Origin of the sequence: Gordonia phosphorivorans, from assembly GCF_042432625.1 — a bacterium.
In the GTDB taxonomy this organism is placed as follows: domain Bacteria; phylum Actinomycetota; class Actinomycetes; order Mycobacteriales; family Mycobacteriaceae; genus Gordonia; species Gordonia phosphorivorans.
This window is the reverse complement of sequence record NZ_JBHLWV010000029.1, coordinates 11,361-38,048: the sequence shown is the minus strand read 5'-3', so window position 1 is coordinate 38,048 and position 26,688 is coordinate 11,361. Positions and strand designations below refer to the sequence as shown.

Here is a 26,688-nt window from a genome sequence, read left to right as displayed (position 1 = left end):
CCGTGTTTGAGATGACCGGCCGCGAGTAGATACAGTGGCGCGCAATGAGTTCTGAGCAGCACGACATCGAGGGTGACGACGTGGTCGACACCGAGGTCAATTCCGAGGCGGACGCTGCCGACACCGCGGTCATCTCCGAGGCGTCGACGAAGACGGCGACCTCGACGAAGACTGCGAAGAGGACTCCGCGGCCGGGTGCCGATCGGCACTGGGCGTCGTCACTGGCGCTCGCCACGGGCAGCGTCGCGCTGGCCGGGGCCGTCGCCTGCCTGGGCTACTTCGGTTACACCGGCATCTCCGCCTACCTCACCGCGGGCGGGGAAGCGGCCACCCTGCGCGACGACTCGGTCGACGCGGCCGAGCAGGCCATCCTGAACGTCACCAACATCGACGTCAACGACATCGACGGCTGGGAGAAGCGACTGCAGTCGTCGTTGACCGGCACCGCGTTGAAGCAGACGCAGGACGGCCAGGTGGAGCAGCTGAAGAAGGAGCTGGCCGCCGGCAAGCGCGTGCAGAACGCGCAGCTGGTCGCCACCATCAGCCGGGCCGCCGCCACCGAGGTGAACGTGGACGAGAACGAGGTCACCGTCCTGGTCTTCTCCACCTCGACGGCCAAGGGCGCCGACGGCGCACCGGCGGAACAGGTGCCGATGGAGTTCCTGGTGACCGTGGTGGAGGCCGACGGCATGCGCAAGGCCAGCAACATCGTGCCTCTGAGCGACATGGCCTACCTGGAGCAGCCGACGGAAGGCGGTCGGTGATGAGCGAAGAACCCCGCAAGATCGTCGAGACCAAGCTCGATCTCACCGCGCCCGAGCCGACGCTCGACGCCGCCGCAGCCACCGAGAAGATCCGCGCCGCGCGCGGCCAGGCGCCGCGCAGTCGGCCCCGCGAGGAGAGCGTCGACCTCAGCGGTGTCCGCGCCACCGCCGAGCGCACCGCGGCCGAGCGCACCGCAGCGGTGAGCGCGTCCGCCGCCGAGGGCGGCTCGGGGCCGCGTCGCTCCGCGAAACAGACGGTCTCCCTGGCGATCACGCTGTGGCTGGTGGCCGCGATCCTCGGAGGCATCGCCGCGGTCCTGGCCTGGCATCCCGGAGTCTCGGGCACCAGCAATCAGGCGTTCGCCGACACCGGCGCCACCAACGAGGTCAAGACGCAGCTGGAGGCCAAGGCCTGCCTGCCGCTGCAGTACGAATGGCAGAACCTGCCCGAGGCGATGGACCGCGTCCGCGCGTCGATCACCGACGGCGCCCGCGAGGCGTTCGACAAGGCCTTCGAGACCAACCGCAAGATCATCGAGCAGGCGCGCGCCGACTCGGTGTGCCGCGTCGACTCCATCGCCGTGTCCTCACTGACCGACGATCGCGCCGTCCTGCTGGCGATCCTGGTGTCCACCGTCAGCGTCGGCGGCGAGCCGGTCCAGCAGTTGGCTCCGCGCATGCAGTACACCATGGTCAAAAAGGACGGTCAGTGGTTGATCTCGGACGTCTCCGACGTGTGAGTCGAGGAAAAACCGCGCGTTCTGCTTGACGATCGGCCGCAGGCAGTACAGTCTGTTTCCAGCGAGCGCCGCACGGTTGCGACACGGCCGGGGCCTCGCTCCTGAGCCCGGGGCCCTCTGCCCCTTGACAGGGTTGACAAACCCTGCCCATTTTCTGATACAGTAGGACGTTGCGCTGCCCGCGCCCTGTCCACTGATCGCATCTTCCACCCGAGCACTCCTGTGCCGGCCCGGGGAAACCGCAGGTCAATGAACGAAAAGCGGACCACGCAAGCGGCCCCAAGGCCAAAGGCTAGACGCCACATAGTGAACACCTCGTGTTGGAAGGACGCATCTTGGCACTCGACCGCCAGTCCACCTCAACCACCTCGACCGGCAGCATCCCTGGAGCTCCGCGCCGTGTCTCTTTCGCCAAGATCGATGAGCCGCTGGAGGTTCCGGGTCTCCTGGATCTGCAGCTGGACTCATTCGAGTGGCTGATCGGGACTCCGGAGTGGCACGCCAAGGCGATCGCTCGAGGTGAGGACAATCCGGTCGGCGGACTCGAGGAAGTCCTCCGCGAGCTCTCGCCCATCGAGGACTTCTCGTCCTCGATGTCCCTCTCGTTCTCGGAACCGCACTTCGATGAGGTCAAGGCCTCGATCGACGAGTGCAAAGACAAGGACATGACCTACTCGGCGCCGCTGTTCGTCACCGCCGAGTTCATCAACAACAACACCGGTGAGATCAAGTCTCAGACGGTCTTCATGGGCGAGTTCCCGATGATGACCGACAAGGGCAGCTTCATCATCAACGGCACCGAGCGTGTCGTGGTGAGCCAGCTGGTCCGCAGCCCCGGTGTGTACTTCGACCGCGACATCGACAAGGCCACCGAGAAGACCCTGCACGCGGTCAAGGTGATCCCGAGCCGTGGCGCCTGGCTGGAGTTCGACATCGACAAGCGCGACACCGTCGGTGTCCGCATCGACCGCAAGCGCCGCCAGCCGGTCACCGTGCTGCTGCAGGCCCTCGGCGTCTCCCGCGAGGAGATCTCCGAGCGTTTCGGGTTCTCCGAGATCATGATGTCGACCCTGGAGAAGGATCACACCAACAACCAGGACGAGGCGCTGCTGGAGGTCTACCGCAAGCTGCGTCCGGGCGAGCCGCCCACCAAGGAGTCGGCCGAGAGCCTCCTGGAGAACATGTTCTTCAAGGAGAAGCGCTACGACCTGGCGCGCGTCGGCCGCTACAAGATCAACAAGAAGCTCGGTCTCACCGACAACCCGATGAACGGTGAAGCCGTCCTCACCCGCGAGGACATCGTCACCACCGTCGAGTACCTGGTGCGTCTGCACGAGTCGGACCCGAACACCGCCTCCGTGCCGCTGATGACCGGCCCCGGCGGCGTCGAGGTGCCCGTCGAGGTCGACGACATCGACCACTTCGGCAACCGTCGTCTGCGCACCGTCGGTGAGCTCATCCAGAACCAGATCCGGTTGGGCCTGTCCCGCATGGAGCGCGTCGTCCGCGAGCGGATGACCACCCAGGACGCCGAGGCGATCACCCCGCAGACCCTGATCAACATCCGTCCCGTCGTGGCGGCGATCAAGGAGTTCTTCGGAACCAGCCAGCTCTCGCAGTTCATGGACCAGAACAACCCGCTGTCGGGTCTGACCCACAAGCGTCGCCTGTCGGCGCTGGGCCCGGGCGGTCTGAGCCGTGAGCGCGCCGGCCTCGAGGTGCGCGACGTGCACCCGTCGCACTACGGCCGCATGTGCCCGATCGAAACCCCGGAAGGCCCGAACATCGGCCTGATCGGTTCGCTCTCGGTGTACGCGCGGGTCAACCCGTTCGGCTTCATCGAGACCCCGTACCGCAAGGTCGTCGACGGTGTGGTCACCGAAGAGATCAAGTACATGACCGCCGACGAGGAGGACCGCTTCCTCATCGGCCAGGCGAACACCTCCTACGACGCCCAGGGCAACATCACCGACGATCGCGTCCTGGTCCGTATCAAGGGCGCCGAGGTCGAGTTCGTCCCGGCCTCGCAGGTGGAGTACCTGGACGTCTCGCCGCGCCAGATGGTGTCGGTCGCGACCGCCATGATTCCGTTCCTCGAGCACGACGACGCCAACCGTGCGCTGATGGGCGCCAACATGCAGCGTCAGGCCGTGCCGCTGGTGCGCAGCGAATCCCCGCTGGTCGGCACCGGCATGGAGCTGCGCGCCGCCGTCGACGCCGGCGACGTGATCGTCAACTCGGACACCGGTGTGGTGGAGGAGGTCTCGGCCGACTTCATCACCGTGATGGCCGACGACGGCACCCGCCAGAGCTACCGTCTGCGCAAGTTCGAGCGCAGCAACCACGGCACGTGCGCCAACCAGGTGCCGATCGTGGACGAGGGTCAGCGTGTCGAGGCCGGCCAGGTGCTGGCCGACGGCCCGTGCACCGATCAGGGCGAGATGGCGCTGGGCAAGAACCTGCTCGTGGCGATCATGCCGTGGGAGGGTCACAACTACGAGGACGCGATCATCCTGAGCCAGCGGCTCGTGGAGGAGGACACCCTCACCTCGATTCACATCGAGGAGTACGAGATCGATGCCCGCGACACCAAGCTGGGCGCCGAGGAGATCACCCGGGACATCCCGAACGTCTCCGATGAGGTGCTGGCCGACCTCGACGAGCGCGGCATCGTCCGCATCGGCGCCGAGGTCCGCGACGGCGACGTGCTGGTCGGCAAGGTCACCCCGAAGGGCGAGACCGAGCTGACCCCGGAGGAGCGTCTGCTCCGCGCGATCTTCGGTGAGAAGGCGCGCGAGGTGCGCGACACCTCGCTGAAGGTGCCGCACGGCGAGACCGGCAAGGTCATCGGCGTGCGCGTGTTCAGCCGCGACGACGACGACGATCTGCCCCCGGGCGTCAACGAGCTGGTGCGCGTCTACGTCGCGCAGAAGCGCAAGATCCAGGACGGCGACAAGCTCGCCGGCCGTCACGGCAACAAGGGCGTCATCGGCAAGATCCTGCCCGCCGAGGACATGCCCTTCCTGCCCGACGGCACCCCGGTCGACATCATCCTGAACACCCACGGTGTGCCGCGTCGTATGAACATCGGCCAGATCCTGGAGACCCACCTCGGGTGGGTGGCCAAGGCCGGCTGGAACATCGACGTGGCCGCGGGCGTGCCCGACTGGGCCGAGCGTCTGCCGGAGGAGCTGTACTCGGTCGAGCCCGACACCAACACCGCCACCCCGGTGTTCGACGGTGCTCGCGACGACGAGCTCGCCGGTCTGCTCGGTTCCACCCTGCCCAACCGTGACGGCGACGTCATGGTGAACAGCGATGGCAAGGCCATCCTGTTCGACGGGCGTTCGGGCGAGCCGTTCCCGTACCCGGTCTCGGTCGGTTACATGTACATCATCAAGCTGCATCACCTGGTCGACGACAAGATCCACGCGCGTTCGACCGGTCCGTACTCGATGATCACGCAGCAGCCGCTCGGCGGTAAGGCGCAGTTCGGTGGACAGCGTTTCGGCGAGATGGAGTGCTGGGCCATGCAGGCCTACGGCGCCGCGTACACGCTGCAGGAACTGTTGACCATCAAGTCGGATGACGTGGTGGGTCGCGTGAAGGTCTACGAGGCCATCGTCAAGGGCGAGAACATCCCGGAGCCGGGCATTCCGGAGTCGTTCAAGGTGCTCCTCAAGGAATTGCAGTCGTTGTGCCTGAACGTGGAGGTGCTGTCGTCCGACGGTGCCGCCATCGAGATGGCCGACTCCGACGACGAGGACCTCGAGCGCGCCGCGGCGAACCTGGGCATCAACCTCTCGCGCAACGAAAGCGCGACGGTCGACGACCTCGCCAACTAGTAGTGACCAGCCATCCGACGATTGAAGAGACACTGAAAGGCATCTAGTGCTCGACGTCAACTTTTTCGACGAACTGAAGATCGGCCTGGCGACGGCCGATGACATCCACAACTGGTCATACGGCGAAGTCAAGAAGCCGGAGACCATCAACTACCGCACGCTCAAGCCCGAGAAGGACGGCCTGTTCTGCGAGAAGATCTTCGGACCGACTCGCGACTGGGAGTGCTACTGCGGCAAGTACAAGCGCGTGCGCTTCAAGGGCATCATCTGTGAGCGCTGCGGCGTCGAGGTGACCAAGGCCAAGGTGCGTCGTGAGCGCATGGGCCACATCGAGCTGGCCGCACCGGTCACGCACATCTGGTACTTCAAGGGTGTGCCGAGCCGGTTGGGTTACCTGCTCGACCTGGCGCCGAAGGATCTGGAAAAGATCATCTACTTCGCCGCCTGGGTCATCACCTCGGTCGACGACGAGCTGCGCCACGCCGAGCTCTCCACCCGTGAGGCGGAGGTGGTCGTCGAACGCAAGGCGATCATGGACGACCTCGAAGCCGCACTGGCCGAGCGCCAGTCCAAGCTCGAAGCCGACCTGGCCGAGCTGGAAGCCGAGGGCGCCAAGGCCGACGTCAAGCGCAAGATTCGCGATGCCGCCGAGCGCGAGCTCAAGAAGATGCGCGACGTCGCCGGCCGCGAGGTCGACTGGCTCGACGAGATCTGGGACAAGTTCGTCAAGCTCACCCCGGGTGAACTGATCATCGACGAGCGTCTCTACCGCGAGCTCGAGGACCGCTTCGGCGAGTACTTCGCCGGCGCGATGGGCGCCGAGGCGATCAAGAAGCTCCTGGAGAACTTCGACATCGACGCCGAGGCCGAGCTGCTCCGCGAGACCATTCGCTCCGGCAAGGGTCAGAAGAAGCTGCGCGCGCTCAAGCGCCTCAAGGTCGTGGCCGCGTTCCAGCAGTCCGGCAACTCGCCCAAGGCGATGGTGCTCGACGCCGTGCCGGTGATCCCGCCGGAGCTGCGTCCGATGGTTCAGCTCGACGGTGGCCGTTTCGCCACCTCGGACCTGAACGACCTGTACCGCCGCGTCATCAACCGCAACAACCGCCTCAAGCGACTGATCGATCTGGGTGCGCCCGAGATCATCGTCAACAACGAGAAGCGGATGCTGCAGGAGTCGGTGGACGCACTCTTCGACAACGGTCGTCGTGGACGTCCGGTCAACGGCCCGGGCAACCGGCCGCTGAAGTCGCTGAGCGATCTGCTCAAGGGCAAGCAGGGACGTTTCCGTCAGAACCTGCTGGGCAAGCGTGTGGACTACTCGGGCCGTTCGGTCATCGTGGTGGGCCCGCAGCTGCAGCTGCACCAGTGCGGTCTGCCGAAGCTGATGGCGCTGGAGCTGTTCAAGCCGTTCGTGATGAAGCGACTGGTGGACCTGAACCAGGCGCAGAACATCAAGTCGGCCAAGCGCATGGTCGAGCGTCAGCGCCCGCAGGTGTGGGACGTCCTCGAAGAGGTCATCGCCGAGCACCCGGTGCTGCTCAACCGTGCACCCACGCTGCACCGTCTGGGCATCCAGGCCTTCGAGCCGCAGCTGGTGGAGGGCAAGGCCATTCAGCTGCACCCGCTGGTGTGTGAGGCCTTCAACGCCGACTTCGACGGTGACCAGATGGCCGTGCACCTCCCGCTGAGCGCGGAGGCGCAGGCCGAGGCTCGCATCCTGATGCTCTCGAGCAACAACATCCTGTCGCCGGCTTCGGGCCGACCGCTGGCCATGCCGCGTCTGGACATGGTGACCGGTCTGTACTACCTGACCACCGAGAAGGAGTCGGCTGTCGGTGCGTACACCGCCGCCACCTCCGACGACGTGGAGCGGGGCGTCTACTCGAGCCCGGCCGAGGCCATCATGGCCGTCGACCGCGGCACGCTGAGCGTGCAGGCGCCGATCAAGGTGCGTCTGACCGACCTGCGTCCGCCGGCCGACGTCGAGGCCGCCGAGTTCGACGGCAAGTGGCGCAAGGGCCAGGCCTGGGAGCTGCAGACCACCCTGGGTCGGGTCATGTTCAACGAGCTGCTGCCGCCGGACTACCCGTTCGTCAACGAGCAGATGCCGAAGAAGCGTCAGGCCGTGATCATCAACGATCTCGCCGAGCGCTACCCGATGATCGTCGTCGCGCAGACCGTCGACAAGCTCAAGGACGTCGGCTTCTACTGGGCCACCCGCTCGGGTGTCACGGTCGCCATGTCCGACGTGCTCGTGCCGCCGGCCAAGAAGGAGATCCTCGACCGCTACGAGGCGCAGGCCGACCAGCTGGAGCGCAAGTACCAGCACGGTGGTCTGACCAAGGACGAGCGTCGCGACGCTTTGGTCGAGCTCTGGAAGGAAGCCACCGAGGAAGTCGGTAAGGCGCTGGAGGAGTACTACCCGGACGACAACCCGATCACGATGATCCCGAAGTCGGGTGCGACGGGCAATATGACCCAGGTCCGCAACCTGTCGGGCATGAAGGGTCTGGTGACCAACCCGAAGGGTGAGTTCATCCCGCGTCCGATCAAGTCCTCGTTCCGTGAGGGCCTGACCGTCGCCGAGTACTTCATCAACACGCACGGCGCCCGTAAGGGTCTGGCCGATACCGCACTGCGTACCGCCGACTCGGGTTACCTGACCCGTCGTCTGGTGGACGTCAGCCAGGACGTCATCGTTCGCGAGACCGACTGCGGCGTGGAGCGCGGCATTGTCGTGACGATCGCGGCATGGCACGAGAACCCGGCCACCGGGGCTCGCGACCTGGTTCGCGATCAGCACGTGGAGACCTCCGCTTATGCGCGGACGCTCGCCGCGGACGCGGTCGACGCCGACGGCAACGTCATCGTCGAGGCCGGCCACGACCTGGGCGATCCGGCGATCGAGAAGCTGCTGGCCGCCGGCATCACCGAGGTCAAGGTCCGTTCGGTCCTCACCTGTGGCACCGGCACCGGCGTCTGCGCCATGTGCTACGGCCGCAGCATGGCCACCGGCAAGCTGGTCGACATCGGCGAGGCCGTGGGCATCATCGCCGCACAGTCGATCGGTGAGCCCGGTACGCAGCTGACCATGCGTACCTTCCACCAGGGTGGCGTCGGCGACGACATCACCGGTGGTCTGCCCCGAGTCACCGAGCTCTTCGAAGCCCGCGTGCCCAAGGGCAAGGCGCCCATCGCCGAGGTGTCCGGTCGTATCCAGCTGGAAGACGGCGAGCGCTTCTACAAGATCACGATCATCCCCGATGACGGATCCGAGGAGCAGGTCTACGACAAGCTGTCCAAGCGTCAGCGTCTGGCACCGGTGGTGCAGGCCGACGGCAGCGAGCGTCCGCTGGCCGACGGCGACCACGTCAACGTCGGTGAGCAGCTCATGGTCGGCCCGGCCGATCCGCACGAGGTGCTCCGCGTGATGGGCCCGCGTCAGGTGCAGATCCACCTGGTCAACGAGGTGCAGGAGGTCTACCGCCGTCAGGGTGTGTCGATCCACGACAAGCACATCGAGACCATCGTGCGTCAGATGCTCCGTCGCGTGACCATCATCGACTCCGGTGCCACCGAGTTCCTGCCCGGTTCGCTCACCGAGCGCGCCGAGTTCGAGGCGGCCAACCGTCAGGTGGTCACCGAGGGCGGCGAGCCGGCTTCGGGTCGTCCGGTGCTCATGGGTATCACCAAGGCCTCGCTGGCCACCGAGTCGTGGCTGTCGGCGGCGTCGTTCCAGGAGACCACGCGTGTCCTGACCGACGCGGCGATCAACAGCCGTAGCGACAAGCTGGTGGGCCTGAAGGAGAACGTGATCATCGGTAAGCTGATCCCGGCCGGTACGGGTATCAACCGTTACCGGAACATCCAGGTGGCGCCGACCGAGGAAGCTCGCGCGGCTGCCTACGCTCTGCCGTCGTACGACGACACCTACTACAGCCCGGACGGTGCCTTCGGCACCTCCTCCGGTGCCGCGGTGCCGTTGGACGACTTCGACTACGGCGACTACCGCCGCTGAGTTCGAATCTCGCCGAAGCCCCCATTCCGTTCGCGGAATGGGGGCTTCGTCGTTCGCGCCCCGGCCGCCCCCGCCGCTGAAGGCGGCACTCGGCACCACACAGGCGGCAGTGGCCACCGAAAGCGGCACCCGGGGCAGCCGCCTCTGGGGACCATGGCCGCCTTTGTGGTCGACTGCCGCGACACGCCCGACGACGCGGCGGGGAACCTGGGGCGGGGCGCGGAGCGTCGAAAGAGTATGTGGCTTCCCGACGAGCACGGTCTTCTGCACCGGCACGACGTCCTCGACTCCGGCGTCACCCAGCGCGAGCTGGAGGCGGCGATCGCGTCCGGTGAACTGGTCCTGGTGAGCCGCGGGGTATACCTGCAGGAATCCCGGATCAGCGAATCGTCGCGCTATCGCGGTGACGTCCTCTACCGCGCACGGTGTCTGGCCGTGGGAGCAGCGAAGCCGGGGGAGCAGCCGGCACTGCTCAGCCACGATTCGGCGGCCGCCCTTCACGGGCTCCCGGTGCTGTTGCCCACGCGCACGCGCGTGCACCGCTTCGCGCAGCGGCCGCACGGCGGAAACGCGAAGGAGCGCAAGACCGTCTTTCATACCGGCACCGTGCCCGACGAGGACATCGTCGAGGTCGACGGGGTGCGGGTCACGGGGCTCGCGCGGACCGTCGTCGATCTGGCCCTGACCGGTCCGTTTCACCGGGCGCTCGCCGCGTTCGACGCCGGGTTGGCGCGCGGCCTGGACCGCGACGAGCTGGCCGAGCGCCTCGCGGTGCGCCGCAGGGGTGTCGGGACGGCGCGGTTCGCGCTTCGGCACGCGAACCCGTTGGCCGACAATCCCGGGGAGTCGTGGTGTCGTGCCCAGGTGATCGAGGCCAGGCTGCCGATTCCGGCGTTGCAGGTGCGCCACGACCTGCGGGATGGAAGCGTCGCCTACGTCGATCTCGACTTCGACGGGCAGGTGGTGGTGGAGTTCGACGGCCTGACCAAGTACCGGCAGGCGACGATCGGCTCGAAGCACAGCCCGGAGGAGGTGGTCATCCGGGAGAAGCTGCGCGAGGACAAGCTGCGTGAACTGGGGCTCGACATGGTGCGGACGGTCTGGCAGGAGCTGCGCGACGCCTCCTTCATCCCGGTGCTGACCGACCACCTCGGCAGGCGCGGCCTCTGCTGACGGCCCCGCGCCACTCCCACACAAAGGCGGCAGCGGCCCCCGAAGGCGGCACCCCCGGGTGCCGCCTCCGGGGTGCACTGCCGCCTTTGGGGGAGGGACCGCCTCGAGGTGGTGTCAGGCGCCGATGGCGCGGGCGATCATCGGCCACGACAGGCGCATGTCGGCGGCGAACAGGCCCCAGCTGTGGGTGCCGTCGGGCCGGTGGTTGAACCGGTGGCCGATAGCGAGTGAACGCAGCTTGTTGGACATGTTCGTGGTGCAGCTCAGGGCGATGGCCTCGAGGACGTTGCCGCCGAACATGCCGCCGAGGGCCTCGACCGGACCGCCGTCGACCGGGCCGGGCAGGCCGGAGCCGGCCGACAGGAAGATGGTCTTGCCGCGGAGCTTGCCGGCGTTCACCACCGGGTCGTGCTTGATCCAGGCCGGATTGTCGTAGGCGCCCCACATGTTGAACGGGTTGGCTCCGCCGCGCATGGGGATCGCGGTGGCGGCGAGGCGTCCGAGCGGATCGGTGGTGCCGGGACAACCGCTGTAGGCGGCGACGGCGCGGAACCGGCGGGGCGCCTGGATGGCCAGATCGAGGGCCGGACCGGCCGACATCGAGACCCCGCCGAGGGCGTTGACGCCGCTGGTGCGGAAGGTCCGATCGATCGCCTCGGGCAGCTCGCGGGTGAAGAAACTCTGCCACTCGTTGACGCCGAGCAGCGGGTCGCGTCGTTGCCAGTCGGTCATCATCGAGAAGCGTCCGCCGATGGGCAGCACCACGTTCACGCGCTTGCCTGCGAAGAACTGCTTGACGCCGCCGTGGTTGTACCAGCTGATCCCGTCCTCGGCGCCACCCGCACCGGGCAGGAGGTAGAAGCTGGGCAGGCCGGCGGGTTTGCCCGCCGGGTGCAGCACGTGGCTGGACACCACGCGCTTCATCGCCGGGGAGTAGACGGACACCAGCGAGACGCGCGGACTGATTTCGCGGACCCCGACCACGCGTGCCTGCGCGGCACCGGCGGCCGGCGCCGCCGCGAGGGTCACGGCGGCGATCACCGCGGCCAGCAGGAGGGACAGGGCTCGGCGGATCGTGAAGGTAGTCATCGGGTTCGACCATAGAGAGCAGCGTTCCTCCGGCCAATCTCCGCGGACCTCGCGGCAGGAACCGATGCCGCATCGTGTTGTGCGCGCCGCGTCGGGCCTAGGCTGGATTCGTGCCCGACGTCGCGCGATTCGGATGGCTGCTGCACCTGGATGTGGACCAGTTCCAGGTGGCCGCCGAGCGCGGTCGCCGACCGGAACTGCGCGGCCAGCAGGTGATCGTCGGGGGCGACGGCGATCCGACCCGGGCCCGGCAGGTGGTCACCTGCGGCTCGTACGAGACCCGGGCGCTCGGGGTGCGGGCGGGCATGCCGCTGCGCGTCGCCTACAAGAAGGCGCCGGAGGCGCATTACCTGCCGCTGGACATGGCCTACTACGAGCAGACCGCCGAACGGGTGTGGGCCGCCGTGCGCCGGGTGGGACCGCCGGTGGAGGTGTGGGGATTCGACGAGGGATGCATCGGGTTCGGCGATCGGGACGCACCGCGGCCGACCGAGTCGGCGGCCCGCGCGCTCGCCGAGGAACTCGTCGTCGCGGTGCGGACCGAGTGCGGGTTCGACTGCTGCGTCGGCCTCTCCGACAACAAGCAACGGGCCAAGATCGCCACCGGCTTCGCCAAACGGGCGGTGCGCGACGGCGCCGACGGCGAGGGCGCGCGCTGCTTCGTGCTCACCGACGCCAACTGGCCGACGCTGCTCGGCCCGCAGCCCACCGAAGCGCTGTGGAGCGTCGGGGCGCGCACCGCCGCGACCCTGGCCGAGCACGGGATCGAGACGGTGGACCAGCTCGCGGCGACCGCACTCGACGATCTGATCGAGGTGTTCGGCCCGCACAAGGGGCACTGGCTGTACGTGCTCGCGCGCGGCGGCGGCGACGATTCGATCGCGGTGGTCGCGCCTCCGGCTCGATCGCATTCGCGGTCGGTCACCTTTCCGCAGGACTTGACCGAACCGGGACAGCTCCGCGATGCGGCGCACCGACTGCTGGACGAGGTGCTGGCGCAGGTGGTGCGGGAGCACCGGCAACCGATCCGGGTCGGGCTCACCGTCCGGACGTCGACCTTCTTCACGCGCACCAAGATGCGCAAACTGGCGGCCCCGACCGTCGACGCCGCTTCGATCGTGCCTGTGGTCGACGATCTCCTCGCCGCCTTCGCGCTCGAGGAGCCCGTCCGGCTCCTCGGGGTCCGGCTGGAGTTGGCCGAGCCCCCGGCGCAATGACGGCGGCGAACGCCGGTTCTGTGCCAACTTTCTGGTCGTATTCGGACCAGGGCCGCTCCGCGAAATTCCCGGCCGACGCCGTTGTCGCAGGTGGCTGCTTGCCGCGGACTGGGCCTCGCTGAGCAAATTCGTGCCGCCTGGAAATGTCGTTTTCGGCGGTAACGCGCATATCGGACAAGTCACTGTGTCCGGTGACACACTCCATCGGGACAAGTACCCCGGACATTGGAGTGCCTGGTGACCCTCACCTCTCCCCATTCTCGATCCGAGCGCGGCCGCACCGCTCGGCGGCAAGCCCGCGAGAAGAAACGATTCGGCGCCCGCGGCTGGCGCACCAACATCCTGGCCGTCGGCGCGGCCGCCACCCTCGGTTTCGGCCTGATCGTCGGTGGGACCGGCGTCGGTCTCGCTGGGGCCGACGAGGCTCCCGCGATGGAGATGACCCCGGAGATGATCCTGGGTCTCCTCGACGACGACATGGTGACCGGCTTCGTCGAGATGTGCCGGACAGGCCTGCTCGCCAACGGAAACCCGAATGCGGGCGAGAGCACCGCCTGGGATCCGAACGACGTCCAGCAGGGGCAGGTCCCGCCCGGGGCGATCGCCACCTGCACCGACTCGACCGGTACCGGGCTGGCACTGGTGCTACCGGAGACCTTCGAGATCGGCGGTTTCGCTCAGAACATGTGGATGGACCTCGGTCCGGACCAGAACATTCTGGGTCTGGTGAAGTTCGAGATGGGCGAACGCAATCTCTTCAACATCATCGGCGGGCTGCTGTTCGACGCGCCGAAGGTCGCCGGCTTGGTCAGCGTGCGTGATCAGGCCAAGAGTCAGTACGGGATCTCGATCGACCCGCGCATGTTCGATGCCTTCGAGACGTACGACGAGGTCGTTGCAGCGGCGAAGCTGCCGGTCAAGCCGGCCACCGAAGACCGCTGCGTCAACCACTTCGGGCGTGACATCGGCAAACCCGCGTTCTTGGTCGGTTGTTCGTTGAGCGGAAGTACCCGGGTGAACAAGGGGCAGGACCTCAACGCGATCCGACGCAATCAGGCGATCAGTGTCGCCGAATACCTCACCGGAGCCACCTATCCCCGTGGCGGTCCGATCGAGCTCCCGGCTGAAGTTCCTCAGCCCAAGGGCAAATCCACCATCATCGGCGATGGAATCAACATCGCACTGTCCATGCGCGGTGGCACCGCCCTGGCCGAAACCGGCAATAGTCTCGCTGTCGCACTCGCCGCCGCCGACCACGGGCAACTGTCCACGGCTTATGCCAAGTACGGAATCGCGATCGCGGCGAACATGGACACCGAAGACCTGCGCTTCACCTGGTTCGGGCAGGACGTCGATTTCAGCAAGCTGCTCGCTGCGGGTCTGCTCGACTCGGATATGGCGGCTGAGGCCGGCGCCGCCGACATGACACCGATGTTGGAGATGATCGGGGGTTTGAACGGCACGATCCCGAGCCTCAAGGAGGTCTACTGCCTCGGCCTGGATGCGCGGGCGACAGCCGAGGGCCTGGGCAGCTGCACCAACGTGCTGGGCACCTTCGACACCTACAAGGACCTGCGGCCGCTGTCCAACGGTTCGCAGGACTTCACCGGCGACTCGGTCTCCCGCCAGCAGCAGTGGGGCCTGACCGACATCAGCTCGCTCGCGCTGGGCAACGACGCGCTGCTGCAGCAGTTCCTGCCGCTGCTGGGCGGCGAGGAGGCCGACCTGGGTGCGCTGCTGTCGAACCCGACCGTCGCCAAGATGCTGGGTGCGGTGCTGTCGGAGGACCATCGCCTCAAGCTGACCAAGGACTTCATCCGCTACACCAAGAACGTCGAGACCGTCTTCGCTAAGGAGCCGGTGCTCGACGCCAACGGTGACCCGGTGATGGAGCCGGTCAAGGTCGCCCTGGTCGGCGAGGACGGCAACCCGGCCCTCGACGCGGACGGCAAGCCGGTGATGGTCAACAAGCAGGAACAGGCCAAGGACGCCGACGGCAACCTGCTCTGGAACGACGACGAGCAGACCGACCCGACGATGGTCGACGTCAAGGTGCCGGTGCTGAAGAACAAGGTCACGCCGCGCATGGTCGGCGTCACCGAGAATGCGTGGGAGGACTACACCAGCGACGAGCCGGTGATGGTCGACGACGCCGACGCCGACGGCAACCCGATCTACGTCGACGCGGACGGCAATGTCGTCGACGCGGACACCGAGTGGGCGACGAAGCGGCAGGTGCAGAAGCTCGACGACGACGGCAAGCCCGTCTTCGCGACCAAGACGCGCCACCTCACCAAGCCGGTGATGATCGAGCAGCTCGACGCCGACGGCAACCCCGTCCTCGACGCCGACGGTAACCCGCTGCTGGTCCAGAAGATGGAGCAGGCCAAGGACTCCAAGGGCAATCTGCTGTGGGATCCGGTGGTCGAATCGTCGATCACCGCGCACTGGCTCACCAGCGATTACGGTCTGCGCGAGCCGCTGACCATCGAGTGGCTCGGCCACCAGGTGGTGTTCTTCCCGGCCGTGGAGGTCAACGGCACCTACCGTCCGAATCTGATCGGGCTGCCGCAGATCAAGCGCATCGCTTCCGACGCGCAGACGGGTCTGCTGCCCAAGATTTCGCTGGTCCAGTGGGACAACGCGTTCGGGCTGGGTACCTGGAGCTTCGACAAGCCGTGGGATCTCTTCGGGACCTCCCGGAATTTCATCGACTCGGTGACGTTGCCGAGTGACCTGAAGGCGATCGACGGCGCGCTCGGCCTCAGTGCCGGTATCCGGGACAGCATCGACGCTGGGATCGGCGACGTGAAGGACTTCGTCGACCAGGGCTTCGGGGACCTGTGGGGCCTGCTGAACCCGGGCGGTACGACGCCGGACGAGTCGGTGCCGGACGACTCGACGCCCGACCCGGTGCTGCCAGGGGACGGCGACGACGGCGCGCCGACGCAGAACGAACTGGTCGTTCCGGAGCTCACCACGCCGGAGACCTCGCAGGCCCCGTCGGCCGTCGAGCAGCCGGCGGTCACGCCGGAGCCGTCCGTCACGCAGCAGGCGCCGGTCATCCCCGAGTCGACCGGTGAACTGGTGGGCGCGGGAGCCGGCGGGTCGTCGCCGGAGCCGTCATTCGACGAGTGAGATAGGCGAGGCAGTCAGTCGGTTCAGCGAGGGCCGGTCACCGAGTGCGGTGACCGGCTCTCGCCGTCCGCGGCTAGTGGGCGGCCGGGTTGCCGTGTCGTCGCGAATCATCCGTTGAGACTAAAAGTCACGAAAAGGACAAGACGGGGAAGTTGTTCTGTAACAGTCCGACGTGATGTCGATCACTCGCGCCTGAGGAGTCCTGAATGTCCAAGTCGTCTATCCGCAAGATGAGTCTGCCGCGACGGATCGCGGCCTCGTCCGGAATCGCGGCCGCATTGATGGTGGCGGGTCCGGTGACGATCGCTGCAGCGGAGCCTGCGGGTGATGATCCGGTGACGACGGCTCCGGCGGACGGCGGTTCTGCTGACAGCGGGCAATCGGCGGGATCCGGTGAGCCGACGTCCCCGCCTTCCGAGACACCGCCGACCACCGATCCCCTCCCTCCGGTCGCGACGACCCCGGACTCCCCGACTCCGGGCCCGCTGACCTCGACCTCTCCGACTCCGGCGCCTCCCGCTCAGTCCGAGACTCCGATCGACAATGGACTCCCGCTTCCCGGGGGACGACACCGGGCCGATGAGAGCGGCGACCCCGGTGTGGAGCTGCCGTCGTTCTCCGGTGAGGCGGATGGTCGAGACGACCCCGGCCCTCTCGAATCGTCCGACGATCTGAACCCGAGTGCCGACAACGGTGGCACCGACGGCCTCGTCGACCTCGACCAGGCGGGCGCAGACGGACCGTCGTTCCGACCGGCCGACGAGGCGCCGGCGCAGGAGCCGCGGCCCGCGGGGATCGCGGGTCTGCTGAGCATGATGGGCGGTTCCGGCAGCGAAGGGCTGGTGCTGCTCAACCAGTCCGCGCTGATGATGGTGCTGCTGGATCCGCGGCGCATGATGGATCGGCCGCTGTTCGCTCCGACCGATGGCATGCGTCCGGCGCCGGATCCGGCGGTGGCCACGCTGATGGTCGACGACGTTGACGGCGCGCAGGCCGGGCCCTCCGTGGCCGACACCCAGCAGGTGGCCACCCTCTTCTTCTACCAGCCGGTGGCGGACGCCACCGGCGGCATGGCGCTGCTGCCGTACATGGTTCAGCAGTTCGTCTACGACCCGATTCACAACATCGGGCAGGCCTGGATCATCATGGCCGCGCCGATCAATCAGGTGATCAATATTCCGTTCCAGTTGCTGGTGGGCCGCGATCTGATCGGCAACGGCAAGGATGGTTACACCGGCGGCAATACGTCGCTGATCGGTGGACTGTTGCCGGGGCTGTTCGGTGATGCGGGTGACGGCGGCATGCTCTTCGGTGACGGCGGCACGGGCGCTGCGGCGTCGACCGGCGGCAGTGCCGGCGGTAATGCCGGCTTGATCGGCAACGGCGGTAAGGGCGGTGTGAGCGGCGGTGCCGGTGGTACGGGCGGCATTCTCATGGGCATCGGCGGTGCGGGTGCTGACGGAACCACGACGACCGGGGGTGGTCGCGGCGGTGACGCGGTGGGCTGGTTCTTCGGTGTCGGAGGGCAGGGCGGCAACGGCTCCGCCGGTGGCGATGGCGGCCGCGGCGGTGACGCGGTGGGCTTGTTCGGGCTGGGCAGTCTGGTCGGCCAGGGCGGTACCGGTGGCACCGGCGCCGCGGGTGTCGACGGCGTGACCGGTGGTGCGGGCACCGCGCCCGGCTCCAATGGGTCCGACGGCGGGAACGGTACCGCGGGCGGCCGTGGCGGCCAGGGCGGCAACGGCGGCTTCCTGTTCAGTGTCGGCGGCAACGGTGGCGCGGGTGGTCAGGGCGGCCGCGGCGGTGACGGTGGAGCGGGTGCGCCCGGCGCGGTGCCCGGCGGCATGGGCGGTACCGGCGGTGCGGGCGGTGAAGGCGGCGCCTCGGGTGCCGGCGGCAACGGCGGCAAGGGCAGCCTGCTGGGCCGTTCCGGTTCTGCGGGATCGGGTTCGGTGGCGGGTGTCGGCGGCAACGGTGGGGTCGGCGGTGTCGGCGGCACGGGTCGGGCCGGCGACGGCACCGTGGTGGACGGTGGCACGGGCGGTGTCGGTGGCACCGGCGGTGCGGCCGGCCTCGGCGGCCTGAATCTGGACGAAAGCCGCGCGGCGAACGGCCATGCCGGTGACGGCGGCGTCGGTGGTACCGGCGGCGCCGGGTACAGCGGCGGCATCGGTGTCACCGCAGGCAACGGCGGTACGGGCGGTGTCGGCGGCGCGGGCGGCGTCGGGATCGGCGACGACCGCGGCGGTAACGGTGGTCAAGGCGGCATCGGCGGTGCGGGCGGCGACGGTACCGGCCAGGTTGTGCTCGCGAACGGCTCCGTTCCGCAGTCCGGCGGCACCGGCGGTACGGGCGGCAGCGGCGGCCTGGGTACCAATGGCGGCGCGAACGGCAACGGTGGTTCCGGCGGCACCGGTGGCACCGGTTACGCGTACAGCGCGACGGCCGGCACCGGCGGCGTCGGCGGCGCCGGCAGCCAGGGCACCACAGCTGCACCCGGACTCGGCGGCGGCGGTGGCGGCGGTGGTGGCGGCGCGATCGTGCACGCGGTCACCGGCGGGCAGGCCTCCGGCACGGCGATCGGCGGCGACGGCGGTCGCGGCGGCGATGCGACCGCGGCGTTGACCGGCGGTCAGGGCGGTACCGGTGGTAGCGCGAGCGTCTATGCCGAGGGGGCCGGCAGCTCTGCCGGTGGCACCGCGGTCGGTGGACGGGGCGGCGACGCACTCGGCGCGGGTACCGGCGGCGACGGCGGCGTCGGGGATATCCTCGGACTGGGTGCCGGTTCGGCGGCATCGGGGACGGCGACCGGCGGTGCCGGTGGCAGCGGCACCGGCGCCGGCAGCATCGGCGGCGCGGGTGGCGACGCCTGGGTGCAGGCCAGTGCCGGGAACACGGCCGACGGCAATGCCGTCGGCGGCGACGGCGGGGCGGCGTCGAACGGCGGCGTCGGCGGCGACGGTGGCTACGGCTTGGTGATGGCAGTCGGCACCGGTGCGTCGTCGTCGGGCACCGCGACCGGCGGCAACGGCGGCGCGGCCAGTGTTGCCGGCGCGACCGGCGGCAACGGCGGTACGGCACAGGTCACCGGCATGAACGGCGTCACGACGAACGGCACGGCGACCGGCGGTGACGGCGGCGCGGGCCTCGGTGGCAACGGTGGGCACGGCCAGCAGGGTTGGGTCGGCGTCTACGACTACACCGGGCCCGCAGGTTCGACGGTGACCGACGCGGTCGCCCACGGCGGCGACGGCGGCAACGGCGGCCGCAACGCCGCCGACGGCACCCGCGGCGGCGACGGCGGCGACGGCGGACAGGCCCTGGTCAAGTCTGATCAGGGCGGTACTGCCACAGGTACCTCCACCGGCGGCGCAGGTGGTGTCGGCGGCAACGCTGTCGCGGGCACCCCCGGCGGCAACGGCGGTGACGGCGGCAATGCCGACATGCACGCGCGGGGTTCCGGAAGCCAGGTGTCGGGTACCGCGACCGGCGGCGCGGGTGGCGCGGCCATCGGCAGCGGCACGGGCGGCAACGGCGGACAAGGGTATGTGCTGGCCGAGAACGGCGGGACCGCGGCGGCGACCGGGGACGGTGCGGTCGGCGGTGCCGGTGGCAGCGGTACCGCGGGTGGTGTCGGCGGCAATGGAGGACAGGGGAAGATCCATGCTGCGGCGGCTGGAAGCGCGGCGACCGGAGATGTCCTCGGCGGTGCCGGTGGCAGCGGTACCGCGGGTGGTGTCGGCGGCAATGGAGGACAAGGGATCCTCTGGGCCGGTGCGGTGGGTAGCGACGCGGCCGGACTAGGCCGTGGCGGTGCCGGCGGTGCGGGCGCCGATGGCGGCCGCGGTGGCAACGGCGCGCAGGGCGGAGTGTTCGCCCTCGCCACCGACAGCACCGCGTCCGGTACCGGGGTCGGCGGTGATGGCGGGCGCGCCGAAGGCGCGTTGAGTCGGGGCGGTGCCGGCGGCGGCGCCTCCGTGCAGGTCGGCTACGACGGCGGCGGAGCGCGAGGGTCCGCGTCCGGCACGGCAACCGGAGGTGCCGGCGGCGACGGACTGACCATGGGTAGCACCGGCGGTGCCGGCGGCATGGGGTCGATCCTGGTCGGCGGGAACCGCGGTACCGCGAACGGCCCCGTCGTGCCCACGACCGACGGCCAGGCCAGCGGCACGGTGCAGGGCGGCCGCGGCGGCGACGGTATCAACGGTGGAACCGGCGGTGCCGGCTGGACCGGCCAGGTGTATGCCGGCGGCACCCAGACCACAGCGACCGGTACCGCGACCGGCGGGGCCGGCGGAGTGGGCGACGGTGTCGGCCAGGTCGGTGGACGCGGCAACAGCGGAGTCGTGGCGACCAATCGCCTGTCGACATCGGGAAGTTCGGCAGAGGGACACGCCACCGGAGGGGCGGGAGGACGCAACGGCGCCACCGGTAACGCGAACGCGGGTGTCGGCGGTCAGGGTTCCGTGAACGTCGGCCCGGCAGGCGGAACCATCGTGGGCGGCACAGCAGTCGGCGGCGAAGCTGTCGGTGCGCTCAACGGAGCACTGGGCACGGTCCAAGCCACAGGCGGCATCGTGAGGAACAGTTCGGCGATCGCGGGTGTCAGTAGTGCCACCGCGGTCGGCGGCGGCGCCCGGGTGGAAGCCGCGACCGGCAGCACGGTGACGAATACGCACGTGCGCGGCGGCGCCGCCGGGACGGCCGACACTAACAATGTCGGAGGTCGAGGCGGCGACGCCTCGGCGATCGCCACGAGTGGTGGTGCGATCGCCGACAGTTCGGCGGTCGGCGGGGTCGGCGGCGCCGCCACCGGCGGCGGCACCGGCGGTACCGGAGGCTCGGCGTCGATCAGCGCGAACGGAGGGCATGTCGCGAATGCGATGGTGACCGGTGGTGCTGGCGGACAGGCCACCGGCTCGGACAGCGTGGGCGGCAATGGTGGTGCCGGTGACATGACCAGCCGCGGCTCCGGAAGCCGGGCATCGGGTGTGGCGACCGGCGGTGCCGGCGGCGCGGCCGTCGATGCGGGCAAGGGTGGCAGCGGCGGCAAGGGTTCAGTGCTGGCGGAGAACGGCGGCACCGCGGCGGCGACCGAAACCGGTGCGGTCGGCGGTGCCGGCGGCAACGGGTCCGCGGGCGGTGTCGGCGGCAACGGCGCGACCGGCCAGGTCTACGCCAGCGGGCCGAGCGCACAGGCTTCCGGTGCGGCTGCGGGCGGTGCCGGCGGCGATGCCGACGGCGCTGGCAGTAAGGGCGGCGGGGGCGGCAACGCCTGGGTCCAGGCGAGCAACGGGGGCGGATTGGCCACCGGTACTGCTTCCGGCGGCAACGGTGGTGCGGCGACCAACGGCGGCGTCGGTGGTACCGGTGCGTACGGCTTGGTGTACGCGTACGGCAACGGTGGATCGTCGTCGGGCAATGCGTCCGGCGGTGACGGCGGTGCAGCCAGCGCGGCGGGTGCGACCGGTGGTAACGGCGGTACCGCACAGGTCACCGGTTACCACGGCGTCACGACGAACGGCACGGCGACCGGCGGTGACGGCGGCGCGGGCCTCGGCGGCAACGGTGGGCACGGCCAGCAGGGCTGGGTCGGCGTGTACGACTACGGCGGGCCCGCAGGTTCGACGGTGACCGACGCGGTCGCCCACGGCGGCAACGGTGGCAACGGTGGCTTGAATGCTTCCGACGGCACGCGCGGCGGCAATGGCGGCAATGGCGGCCAGGCGCTGGTCATGGCCGATCTCGGTGGTACCGCCACCGGTACTGCGACCGGCCGCGACGGCAGTGCCGGCGGCAGTGCTGTCGCAGGCAGCCCCGGAGGCACGGGCGGCAACGGCGGCAGCGCCTCCATGCACGCCCAGGGGCCGGCTAGCCAGGTGTCGGGCACGGCGACCGGCGGCGCGGCCGGTGCGGCCAACGGCACCGGCTCGGGCGGCCGCGGCGGCGAGGGCCGCGTGGTGGCCACGGGCGGTGGAAACGCGCAGACGACCGGTCCCGGTGCGGTCGGCGGTGCCGGTGGCAGCGGAACCGCCGGCGGCGTCGGCGGCAACGGTGGTGGAGGAACGGTCAGCGCTAGCGGCAGCGGTGTCACGGTGACCGGCACGAGTCTCGGTGGCGCCGGTGGCGCCGCGATTGGTGCCGGAACCACCGGCGGCCAGGGCGGCAACGCCACGACCTCGGTGTCCGGCGGTTCGACCGGCGGTGCCGGCGGCACGGCCACGACGTCCGGTGTGGGAGCCCAAACCGTGACGGCGGTCGGCGGGGCCGGCGGTCACGGACTCAATGGCACCGGTGGCACCGGCGGTGCGTCGACTTCAGTGGCCGACGGCGCGGGCAGCTCGGCTGCGGGGACGGCTACCGGCGGTGCCGGTGGTGACGGTCGCAACGGCGGCGCCGGCGGTGTCGGCGGCGGAGCCGAGATCATCGCCAGCGGCGCGGACAGCAGTGCCAGCGGCTCCGCGACCGGAGGGCCGGGCGGTGCGGCGGTCGGCGCGGGAAGCGTCGGCGGTGGTGGCGGCGGCGGCCGGATTCTCGCCGCCGGCGATGGATCGAGCGCCGCGGGCACGGGACGCGGCGGCGACGGCGGATTCGCTCAGAACGGCGGCCAGGGCGGAAGCGGTGCCAACGGCACCCTCTACGCGAGGACCCAAGACAGTGAAGTCACCGGCGAGGGCAACGGCGGAAGCGGTGGAAACGCCGACGGCGCCGGTAGCCGCGGCGGCAACGGCGCCAACGGAACCATCCAGGTCGGCTACGCGGAGAAGGTGGGTCAGCCGCTCGGCGGTATCGGGGGAGCGGCGCACGGGACGGCGATCGGCGGCAATGGCGGCTCTGCCACCGCAGGCAGTGTCGGCGGCGTGGGTGGACAAGGAAACCTCATCGTCGGTGCGTATCTCCCCGACCCGGTGACGCCGGAGAACCCGACCCCGGGCGGCACCCAGACGACGGGTGGCATCGCGACCGGTACGGGGTTGGGCGGCGACGGCGGAACGGGAGTGAACGGCGGTACCGGCGGGGCCGGCGGCATGGGTCAGATCTATGCGGGCGGCTCGAACACCGGGGCCGACGGTCGAGGCACCGGTGGCGACGGGGGCATCGGCGATGGTGCCACCGGCGGCGCGGGTGGCATCGGCGCGGTCTGGACCGATCCCAGGCTGACCTCCGGTTCGATCACCAGTAGTGCTGCGATGGGTGGCGCCGGAGGCGCGGGTGTTTCCGGTGTCAACGGCAAGAACGGCGGCGAAGGTCGCGTTCGGATCCGGAAGGATCAGACCGTCGTCGCGGGCGGTCAGGTCCACAACAGTGTCGCGACCGGGAGTAGCGCCGCCGGGAACATCGCTGGCTTGCACGGGTACGTCGATTCCTACGGCGGCACGATCAGCAACAGTAATGCTGCGGCCGGAGTGAGCAGTGCCAGCGCGGTCGGGGGCGGCGCTACGATCCGCGCCAACAACGGTGCCACCGTGGCGGATAGCCAAGCCGCCGGCGGAAACGCCGGTCAAGGCAGTGACGATGGAAAGGGCGGGCGCGGCGGAAGTGCCGCCATCACCGTCACGGGAGCGGGAGCGGGAGCGACCACTGTCAAGGCGACGGGCGGCGCGGGCGGTAACGGCGACGACACGGGTATCGGCGGCGCCGGCGGCGCCGCGTCGATCAGCGTGACATCGGCCCAGACCTCCGGCAACACCGCGACCGCGGGTGCAGGCGGAGATCGGAGCGGCCCGGGCACGGGTACCACCGGCGCGGCCTCGACGGTGAACGTGACCTGACCCGGTTCCGTCCAACGACGCAGGGGCGTGGCTGTCTTCGGACAGTCGCGCCCTTGCGGTATCTGGGGGAAGCTCGGGGCGTGGTCCGCCAGAATTCTCCCGTTCACCGACACCGGCGGGGTCACCGTGGTCAATATGTCCACGGTGACCCCGCCGGTGGCAGCGAACTTTCGAGAACTCTTACGCGCGGGGGATCTGCAGCGAGGTCAAGCGAGCCGCTGGGTCCACGTCGAGGCCGAGGCGGTCCCACGGCACACCGATCGACAGGACCGCATACGCCGAGGTGGGGAAGCGGTCGATGTCGGCGTCGCCGTCCAGGGTCAGCGCAGTGCCCGGCAGTCCGGGGAAGTGGCCCACCACCAGCAGGACGGCTGCGTCTGCCGGCGCGTACGTGCGGATCGCTTCGAGGATGTCCTCGGGTGAGTTCTCGTAGATGTCCGCGGTGAACTGCGTCGGAGCGTCGATCCCGGTCCGCTCCAGGGTCTGCCGGGTGCGCTCGGCGGTGGAACAGATCACCGCATCGACCTGCAGGCCGTCGCGCTCCATCCATTCGCCGGCCAAGGCCGCTTCGCGACGGCCGCGGTCGGCGAGGGGACGGTCGTGGTCGGGCACGCCGGCCGGATAGCCGGATTTGCCGTGCCGCAGCAGAATCAGGGTGCGTGCACCAGCGGTCATGCCGACTCGGCCGCGCGGACGGCCGCGGTACGCTCCGCGCGCATCTCGTTGAGGACCCGCGCGGTGTCCCGCCAGGCGGCGGCTTCCTGCATGTAGTACTCGCGGGTCTCCGGAGTCGTATCGGTCAGCGCTTCCTCAGCGAGCTCGCGCAACTCCAGGTACTCGTCGTAGCACTGCGTCAGCAGCGCGTTGAGGCCCTCGCCGGCGCAGGCACGAGTGATCGCGTTCATCGACAGAGTGGTGAGGCTTTCCAGCTGCGTCCGGTAGTCCATGATTCCCACGGTAGAGCCTGCCGCCGACAAATCGGGGGAGGCACGTCAGTGCGACGGACCGGGTGCGGTCTCCGCGCCGGCGCTCTGGGCGTGCAGGGCGCGGACCTCGTCGACCAGTTCCGGCGCGGGGCCGGCCACCTCCACACCGGGCGCCACCGCGTTGATGGGCAACGGGGCGACCGGTGGCTCCGGAAGGTCCCACTCGCGACGCCATTGGAGCAGTTGAATGCTGCCGACCGCGTACACGATGCGGCCCAGTCCGACCCATGCGTGCGCGGCCGAGCACATCGGGCAGTGTTCCCCGGACGTGTAGACCACCGCGGCGCCGCGCTGTTCGGGCGTCAGATTCTCGGCGGCCCAGCGTGCGATCGCGAACTCGGGATGGCGGGTGTGGTCGCCGCCGGAGACGTGATTGCGGTCCTCGAAGAGGATGTCGTCGCCCAGACGCAAGAGTGAGCCGAAGGGCTCGTCGCCGACCTCGACGGCGTGCCGGGCCAGAGTCACGCACCTGCGCAGGAACGGAAGGTCGTCGGGCACGGGGTTGCGGAGGATCACACCTGCAACGTAGCGCCTGGGACGTGCGTCGGGGAGCGGAGCGCGGATCCGACCGATAATCTGAAACCACGATGCACACTTGGGTTCCGGCGCTCTTCGCCGTCTTGTCGGCCGCGTTGATCGCGACCGGAACGGTGCTGCGTCAGCGCGCCTCCTCACGGAACGGTGCGATCACCGCGGGCTGGTGGATCGGTGCGATCATCGCCATCGTCGGCTTCGCGTTCCAAGCGTGGGCGCTGGGGCTGGGCTCGATTCTGCTGGTGCAGCCGCTGGTGGTGCTGGCGGTGCTCTTCGCGTTGCCGCTGGAAGCGCGGATCGACAAACGCCGTCCCTCGCGGGCGGACTGGATCTGGGGCGCGGTGCTGGTCGGTTCCGTCGTCGCGTTCCTGGTGATCGCGCGCCCGGTGTCCAGCGAACGGCGGGCGGCGCCGGTCCTGTTCGCGGCCACCGTGACCGTCGTGGTCATCGCGCTGCTGGTGCTGGTGGTGCTGGCCGAGCGGTGCCGCAACGCGCACTACCGCTCGCTGCTCTACGGCATCGCGGCCGGCGCACTGTTCGGTGTGGCGGCGCTGCTCATCAAATCGGTGGCCATGCACTTCATGGAGGATCCGGTGACCTTCATGGCCCACCCGGACATCTACCTGTTGGCGATCGTGCTGGCCTTGGCCGTGGTCGCGCAGCAGCGCTCGTTCGGTTGCGGCGACATCCAGACGTCGTTCCCCGCGATGAACGTGGTGGAGCCCGCGGTGTCGATGGGCCTCGCGGTGGTCCTGCTCGGCGAGAACCTGCGCGTGGGCGTGGGTACGTCGATCCTGTTGTTGCTGATCCTGCTGGTGGCCGCCGTCGCCGTCGTCAAACTGGCGCAGCACTCGGCCATTCGGGGAGAAGCACAACCGCGCGACGATGCAGATCGTCGCGCGGTCGAGGAGGTCGTCGCCCTGGGTCAGTCGTCGGCGATGACCGACTTGAGGCCCTGAGCCCACTCGGCGGCCGCGACGGTCGGCTTGATCGTCGACGACGCGTCGTGCCGGAAGTGCTCGCCGACCTGCGCGGCGCCGCGCTTGGTCAGCATCTCGGCCATGATCTCGCCGCCGCGATTGAAGGTGTCGTCGTAGACGCTGTCGCCCATGCCGAACACGGCGAAGTGCATGCCGCTCAGGTCGGGGTCGACGTCGTCGAGCTCGTCGGCGAAGGGCAGCGCGCCCGACGGCAGTTCGCCCTCGCCATAGGTGGAGCAGATCACCACGAGGAAGTCGTCGGCGTTCAGATCTTCCGCGGCGAACTCGGCCATGTCGTAGATCGACGGGTCGAAGTCGGCGGCCAACACGTCGGCGATGGCGTCGGCGACCAGTTCCGCGGTACCGGTCTCGGTGCCGTAAAGAATGACAGTGGCCATGTTCGGACCTTCTCCTACATCGGGAAACAACCCG

At 69.4% G+C, this 26,688-nt stretch carries 14 protein-coding genes; 9 read left to right on the top strand and 5 right to left on the bottom strand.

Annotation, left to right across the window (positions count from 1 at the left end; genetic code table 11):
• Nucleotides 1-44: 44 nt before the first annotated feature.
• The 5 genes from ACFFJD_RS16150 to ACFFJD_RS16130 all read left to right on the top strand — a co-directional run bounded on the left by ACFFJD_RS16150 (nt 45) and on the right by ACFFJD_RS16130 (nt 10,540).
• Nucleotides 45-764, top strand: a complete 720-nt coding sequence (locus tag ACFFJD_RS16150) for an Rv1363c family protein (protein WP_382366012.1) — start codon at nt 45-47, stop codon at nt 762-764.
• Complete coding sequence (locus ACFFJD_RS16145; protein WP_382366010.1) at nt 764-1,504, top strand: hypothetical protein; 741 nt, start codon at nt 764-766, stop codon at nt 1,502-1,504. Before ACFFJD_RS16150 ends, ACFFJD_RS16145 begins: the two co-directional genes overlap by 1 nt.
• A 335-nt stretch (nt 1,505-1,839) precedes the next feature.
• Entirely contained in the window at nt 1,840-5,349 is a 3,510-nt protein-coding gene (gene rpoB / locus ACFFJD_RS16140) for a DNA-directed RNA polymerase subunit beta (RefSeq protein ID WP_382366008.1), read from the top strand.
• 46 nt (nt 5,350-5,395) lie between these two features.
• Nucleotides 5,396-9,367 (top strand): DNA-directed RNA polymerase subunit beta', encoded by a 3,972-nt coding sequence (locus ACFFJD_RS16135; RefSeq protein WP_382366006.1) that lies wholly within the window; start codon nt 5,396-5,398, stop codon nt 9,365-9,367.
• 153 nt (nt 9,368-9,520) lie between these two features.
• Nucleotides 9,521-10,540 (top strand): type IV toxin-antitoxin system AbiEi family antitoxin, encoded by a 1,020-nt coding sequence (locus ACFFJD_RS16130; protein ID WP_382366004.1) that lies wholly within the window; start codon nt 9,521-9,523, stop codon nt 10,538-10,540.
• A gap of 114 nt (nt 10,541-10,654) precedes the next feature.
• Here ACFFJD_RS16130 and ACFFJD_RS16125 read toward each other — a convergent pair whose 3' ends face one another.
• A complete protein-coding gene (locus ACFFJD_RS16125; RefSeq protein WP_382366002.1) occupies nt 10,655-11,629 on the bottom strand; it encodes an alpha/beta hydrolase in 975 nt (324 codons plus the stop codon).
• 110 nt (nt 11,630-11,739) lie between these two features.
• Here ACFFJD_RS16125 and ACFFJD_RS16120 point away from each other — a divergent pair, with 110 nt between their 5' ends.
• The 3 genes from ACFFJD_RS16120 (at nt 11,740) to ACFFJD_RS16110 (ending at nt 23,756) form a co-directional block, all read left to right on the top strand.
• Nucleotides 11,740-12,846, top strand: coding sequence for a DNA polymerase IV (locus tag ACFFJD_RS16120; protein WP_382366000.1), 1,107 nt, complete (start codon nt 11,740-11,742; stop codon nt 12,844-12,846).
• Between the two features lie 237 nt (nt 12,847-13,083).
• Entirely contained in the window at nt 13,084-15,984 is a 2,901-nt protein-coding gene (locus ACFFJD_RS16115; protein WP_382365998.1) for a hypothetical protein, read from the top strand.
• 206 nt (nt 15,985-16,190) lie between these two features.
• Nucleotides 16,191-23,756, top strand: coding sequence for a beta strand repeat-containing protein (locus tag ACFFJD_RS16110; protein WP_382365996.1), 7,566 nt, complete (start codon nt 16,191-16,193; stop codon nt 23,754-23,756).
• Between the two features lie 180 nt (nt 23,757-23,936).
• On the opposite strand, the gene ACFFJD_RS16105 is transcribed toward ACFFJD_RS16110, so the two are convergent.
• The 3 genes from ACFFJD_RS16105 to ACFFJD_RS16095 are packed head-to-tail and all read right to left on the bottom strand — an operon-like array spanning nt 23,937 to nt 25,258.
• Entirely contained in the window at nt 23,937-24,431 is a 495-nt protein-coding gene (locus tag ACFFJD_RS16105; protein ID WP_345312735.1) for a SixA phosphatase family protein, read from the bottom strand.
• Nucleotides 24,428-24,703, bottom strand: a complete 276-nt coding sequence (locus tag ACFFJD_RS16100; protein WP_246992153.1) for a hypothetical protein — start codon at nt 24,701-24,703, stop codon at nt 24,428-24,430. The genes ACFFJD_RS16105 and ACFFJD_RS16100 overlap by 4 nt, the downstream gene beginning before the upstream one ends.
• 45 nt (nt 24,704-24,748) lie before the next feature.
• The gene (locus ACFFJD_RS16095; RefSeq protein ID WP_345312734.1) at nt 24,749-25,258 is read right to left on the bottom strand and encodes a nucleoside deaminase; all 510 of its coding nucleotides are present in this window, start codon (nt 25,256-25,258) and stop codon (nt 24,749-24,751) included.
• Between the two features lie 71 nt (nt 25,259-25,329).
• Between ACFFJD_RS16095 and ACFFJD_RS16090 the strand changes: the two genes are divergently transcribed.
• Nucleotides 25,330-26,235 (top strand): DMT family transporter, encoded by a 906-nt coding sequence (locus ACFFJD_RS16090; protein ID WP_345312733.1) that lies wholly within the window; start codon nt 25,330-25,332, stop codon nt 26,233-26,235.
• Here the strand turns inward: ACFFJD_RS16090 and ACFFJD_RS16085 are convergent.
• A complete protein-coding gene (locus ACFFJD_RS16085; protein ID WP_345312732.1) occupies nt 26,202-26,654 on the bottom strand; it encodes a flavodoxin domain-containing protein in 453 nt (150 codons plus the stop codon). The two genes, ACFFJD_RS16090 and ACFFJD_RS16085, sit on opposite strands and share 34 nt — an antisense overlap.
• Nucleotides 26,655-26,688 lie beyond the last annotated feature (34 nt).

What these genes read in the sequence shown, in the direction of transcription:
- ACFFJD_RS16145 (WP_382366010.1), top strand. Translation starts at nt 764, where the DNA reads ATGAGCGAAGAACCCCGCAAGATCGTCGAGACCAAGCTCGATCTCACC.
- ACFFJD_RS16090 (WP_345312733.1), top strand. Translation starts at nt 25,330, where the DNA reads ATGCACACTTGGGTTCCGGCGCTCTTCGCCGTCTTGTCGGCCGCGTTG.
- ACFFJD_RS16130 (WP_382366004.1), top strand. Translation starts at nt 9,521, where the DNA reads ATGGCCGCCTTTGTGGTCGACTGCCGCGACACGCCCGACGACGCGGCG.
- ACFFJD_RS16150 (WP_382366012.1), top strand. Translation starts at nt 45, where the DNA reads ATGAGTTCTGAGCAGCACGACATCGAGGGTGACGACGTGGTCGACACC.
- ACFFJD_RS16105 (WP_345312735.1), bottom strand. Translation starts at nt 24,431, where the DNA reads ATGACCGCTGGTGCACGCACCCTGATTCTGCTGCGGCACGGCAAATCC.
- ACFFJD_RS16085 (WP_345312732.1), bottom strand. Translation starts at nt 26,654, where the DNA reads ATGGCCACTGTCATTCTTTACGGCACCGAGACCGGTACCGCGGAACTG.
- ACFFJD_RS16100 (WP_246992153.1), bottom strand. Translation starts at nt 24,703, where the DNA reads ATGGACTACCGGACGCAGCTGGAAAGCCTCACCACTCTGTCGATGAAC.
- ACFFJD_RS16125 (WP_382366002.1), bottom strand. Translation starts at nt 11,629, where the DNA reads ATGACTACCTTCACGATCCGCCGAGCCCTGTCCCTCCTGCTGGCCGCG.
- ACFFJD_RS16110 (WP_382365996.1), top strand. Translation starts at nt 16,191, where the DNA reads ATGTCCAAGTCGTCTATCCGCAAGATGAGTCTGCCGCGACGGATCGCG.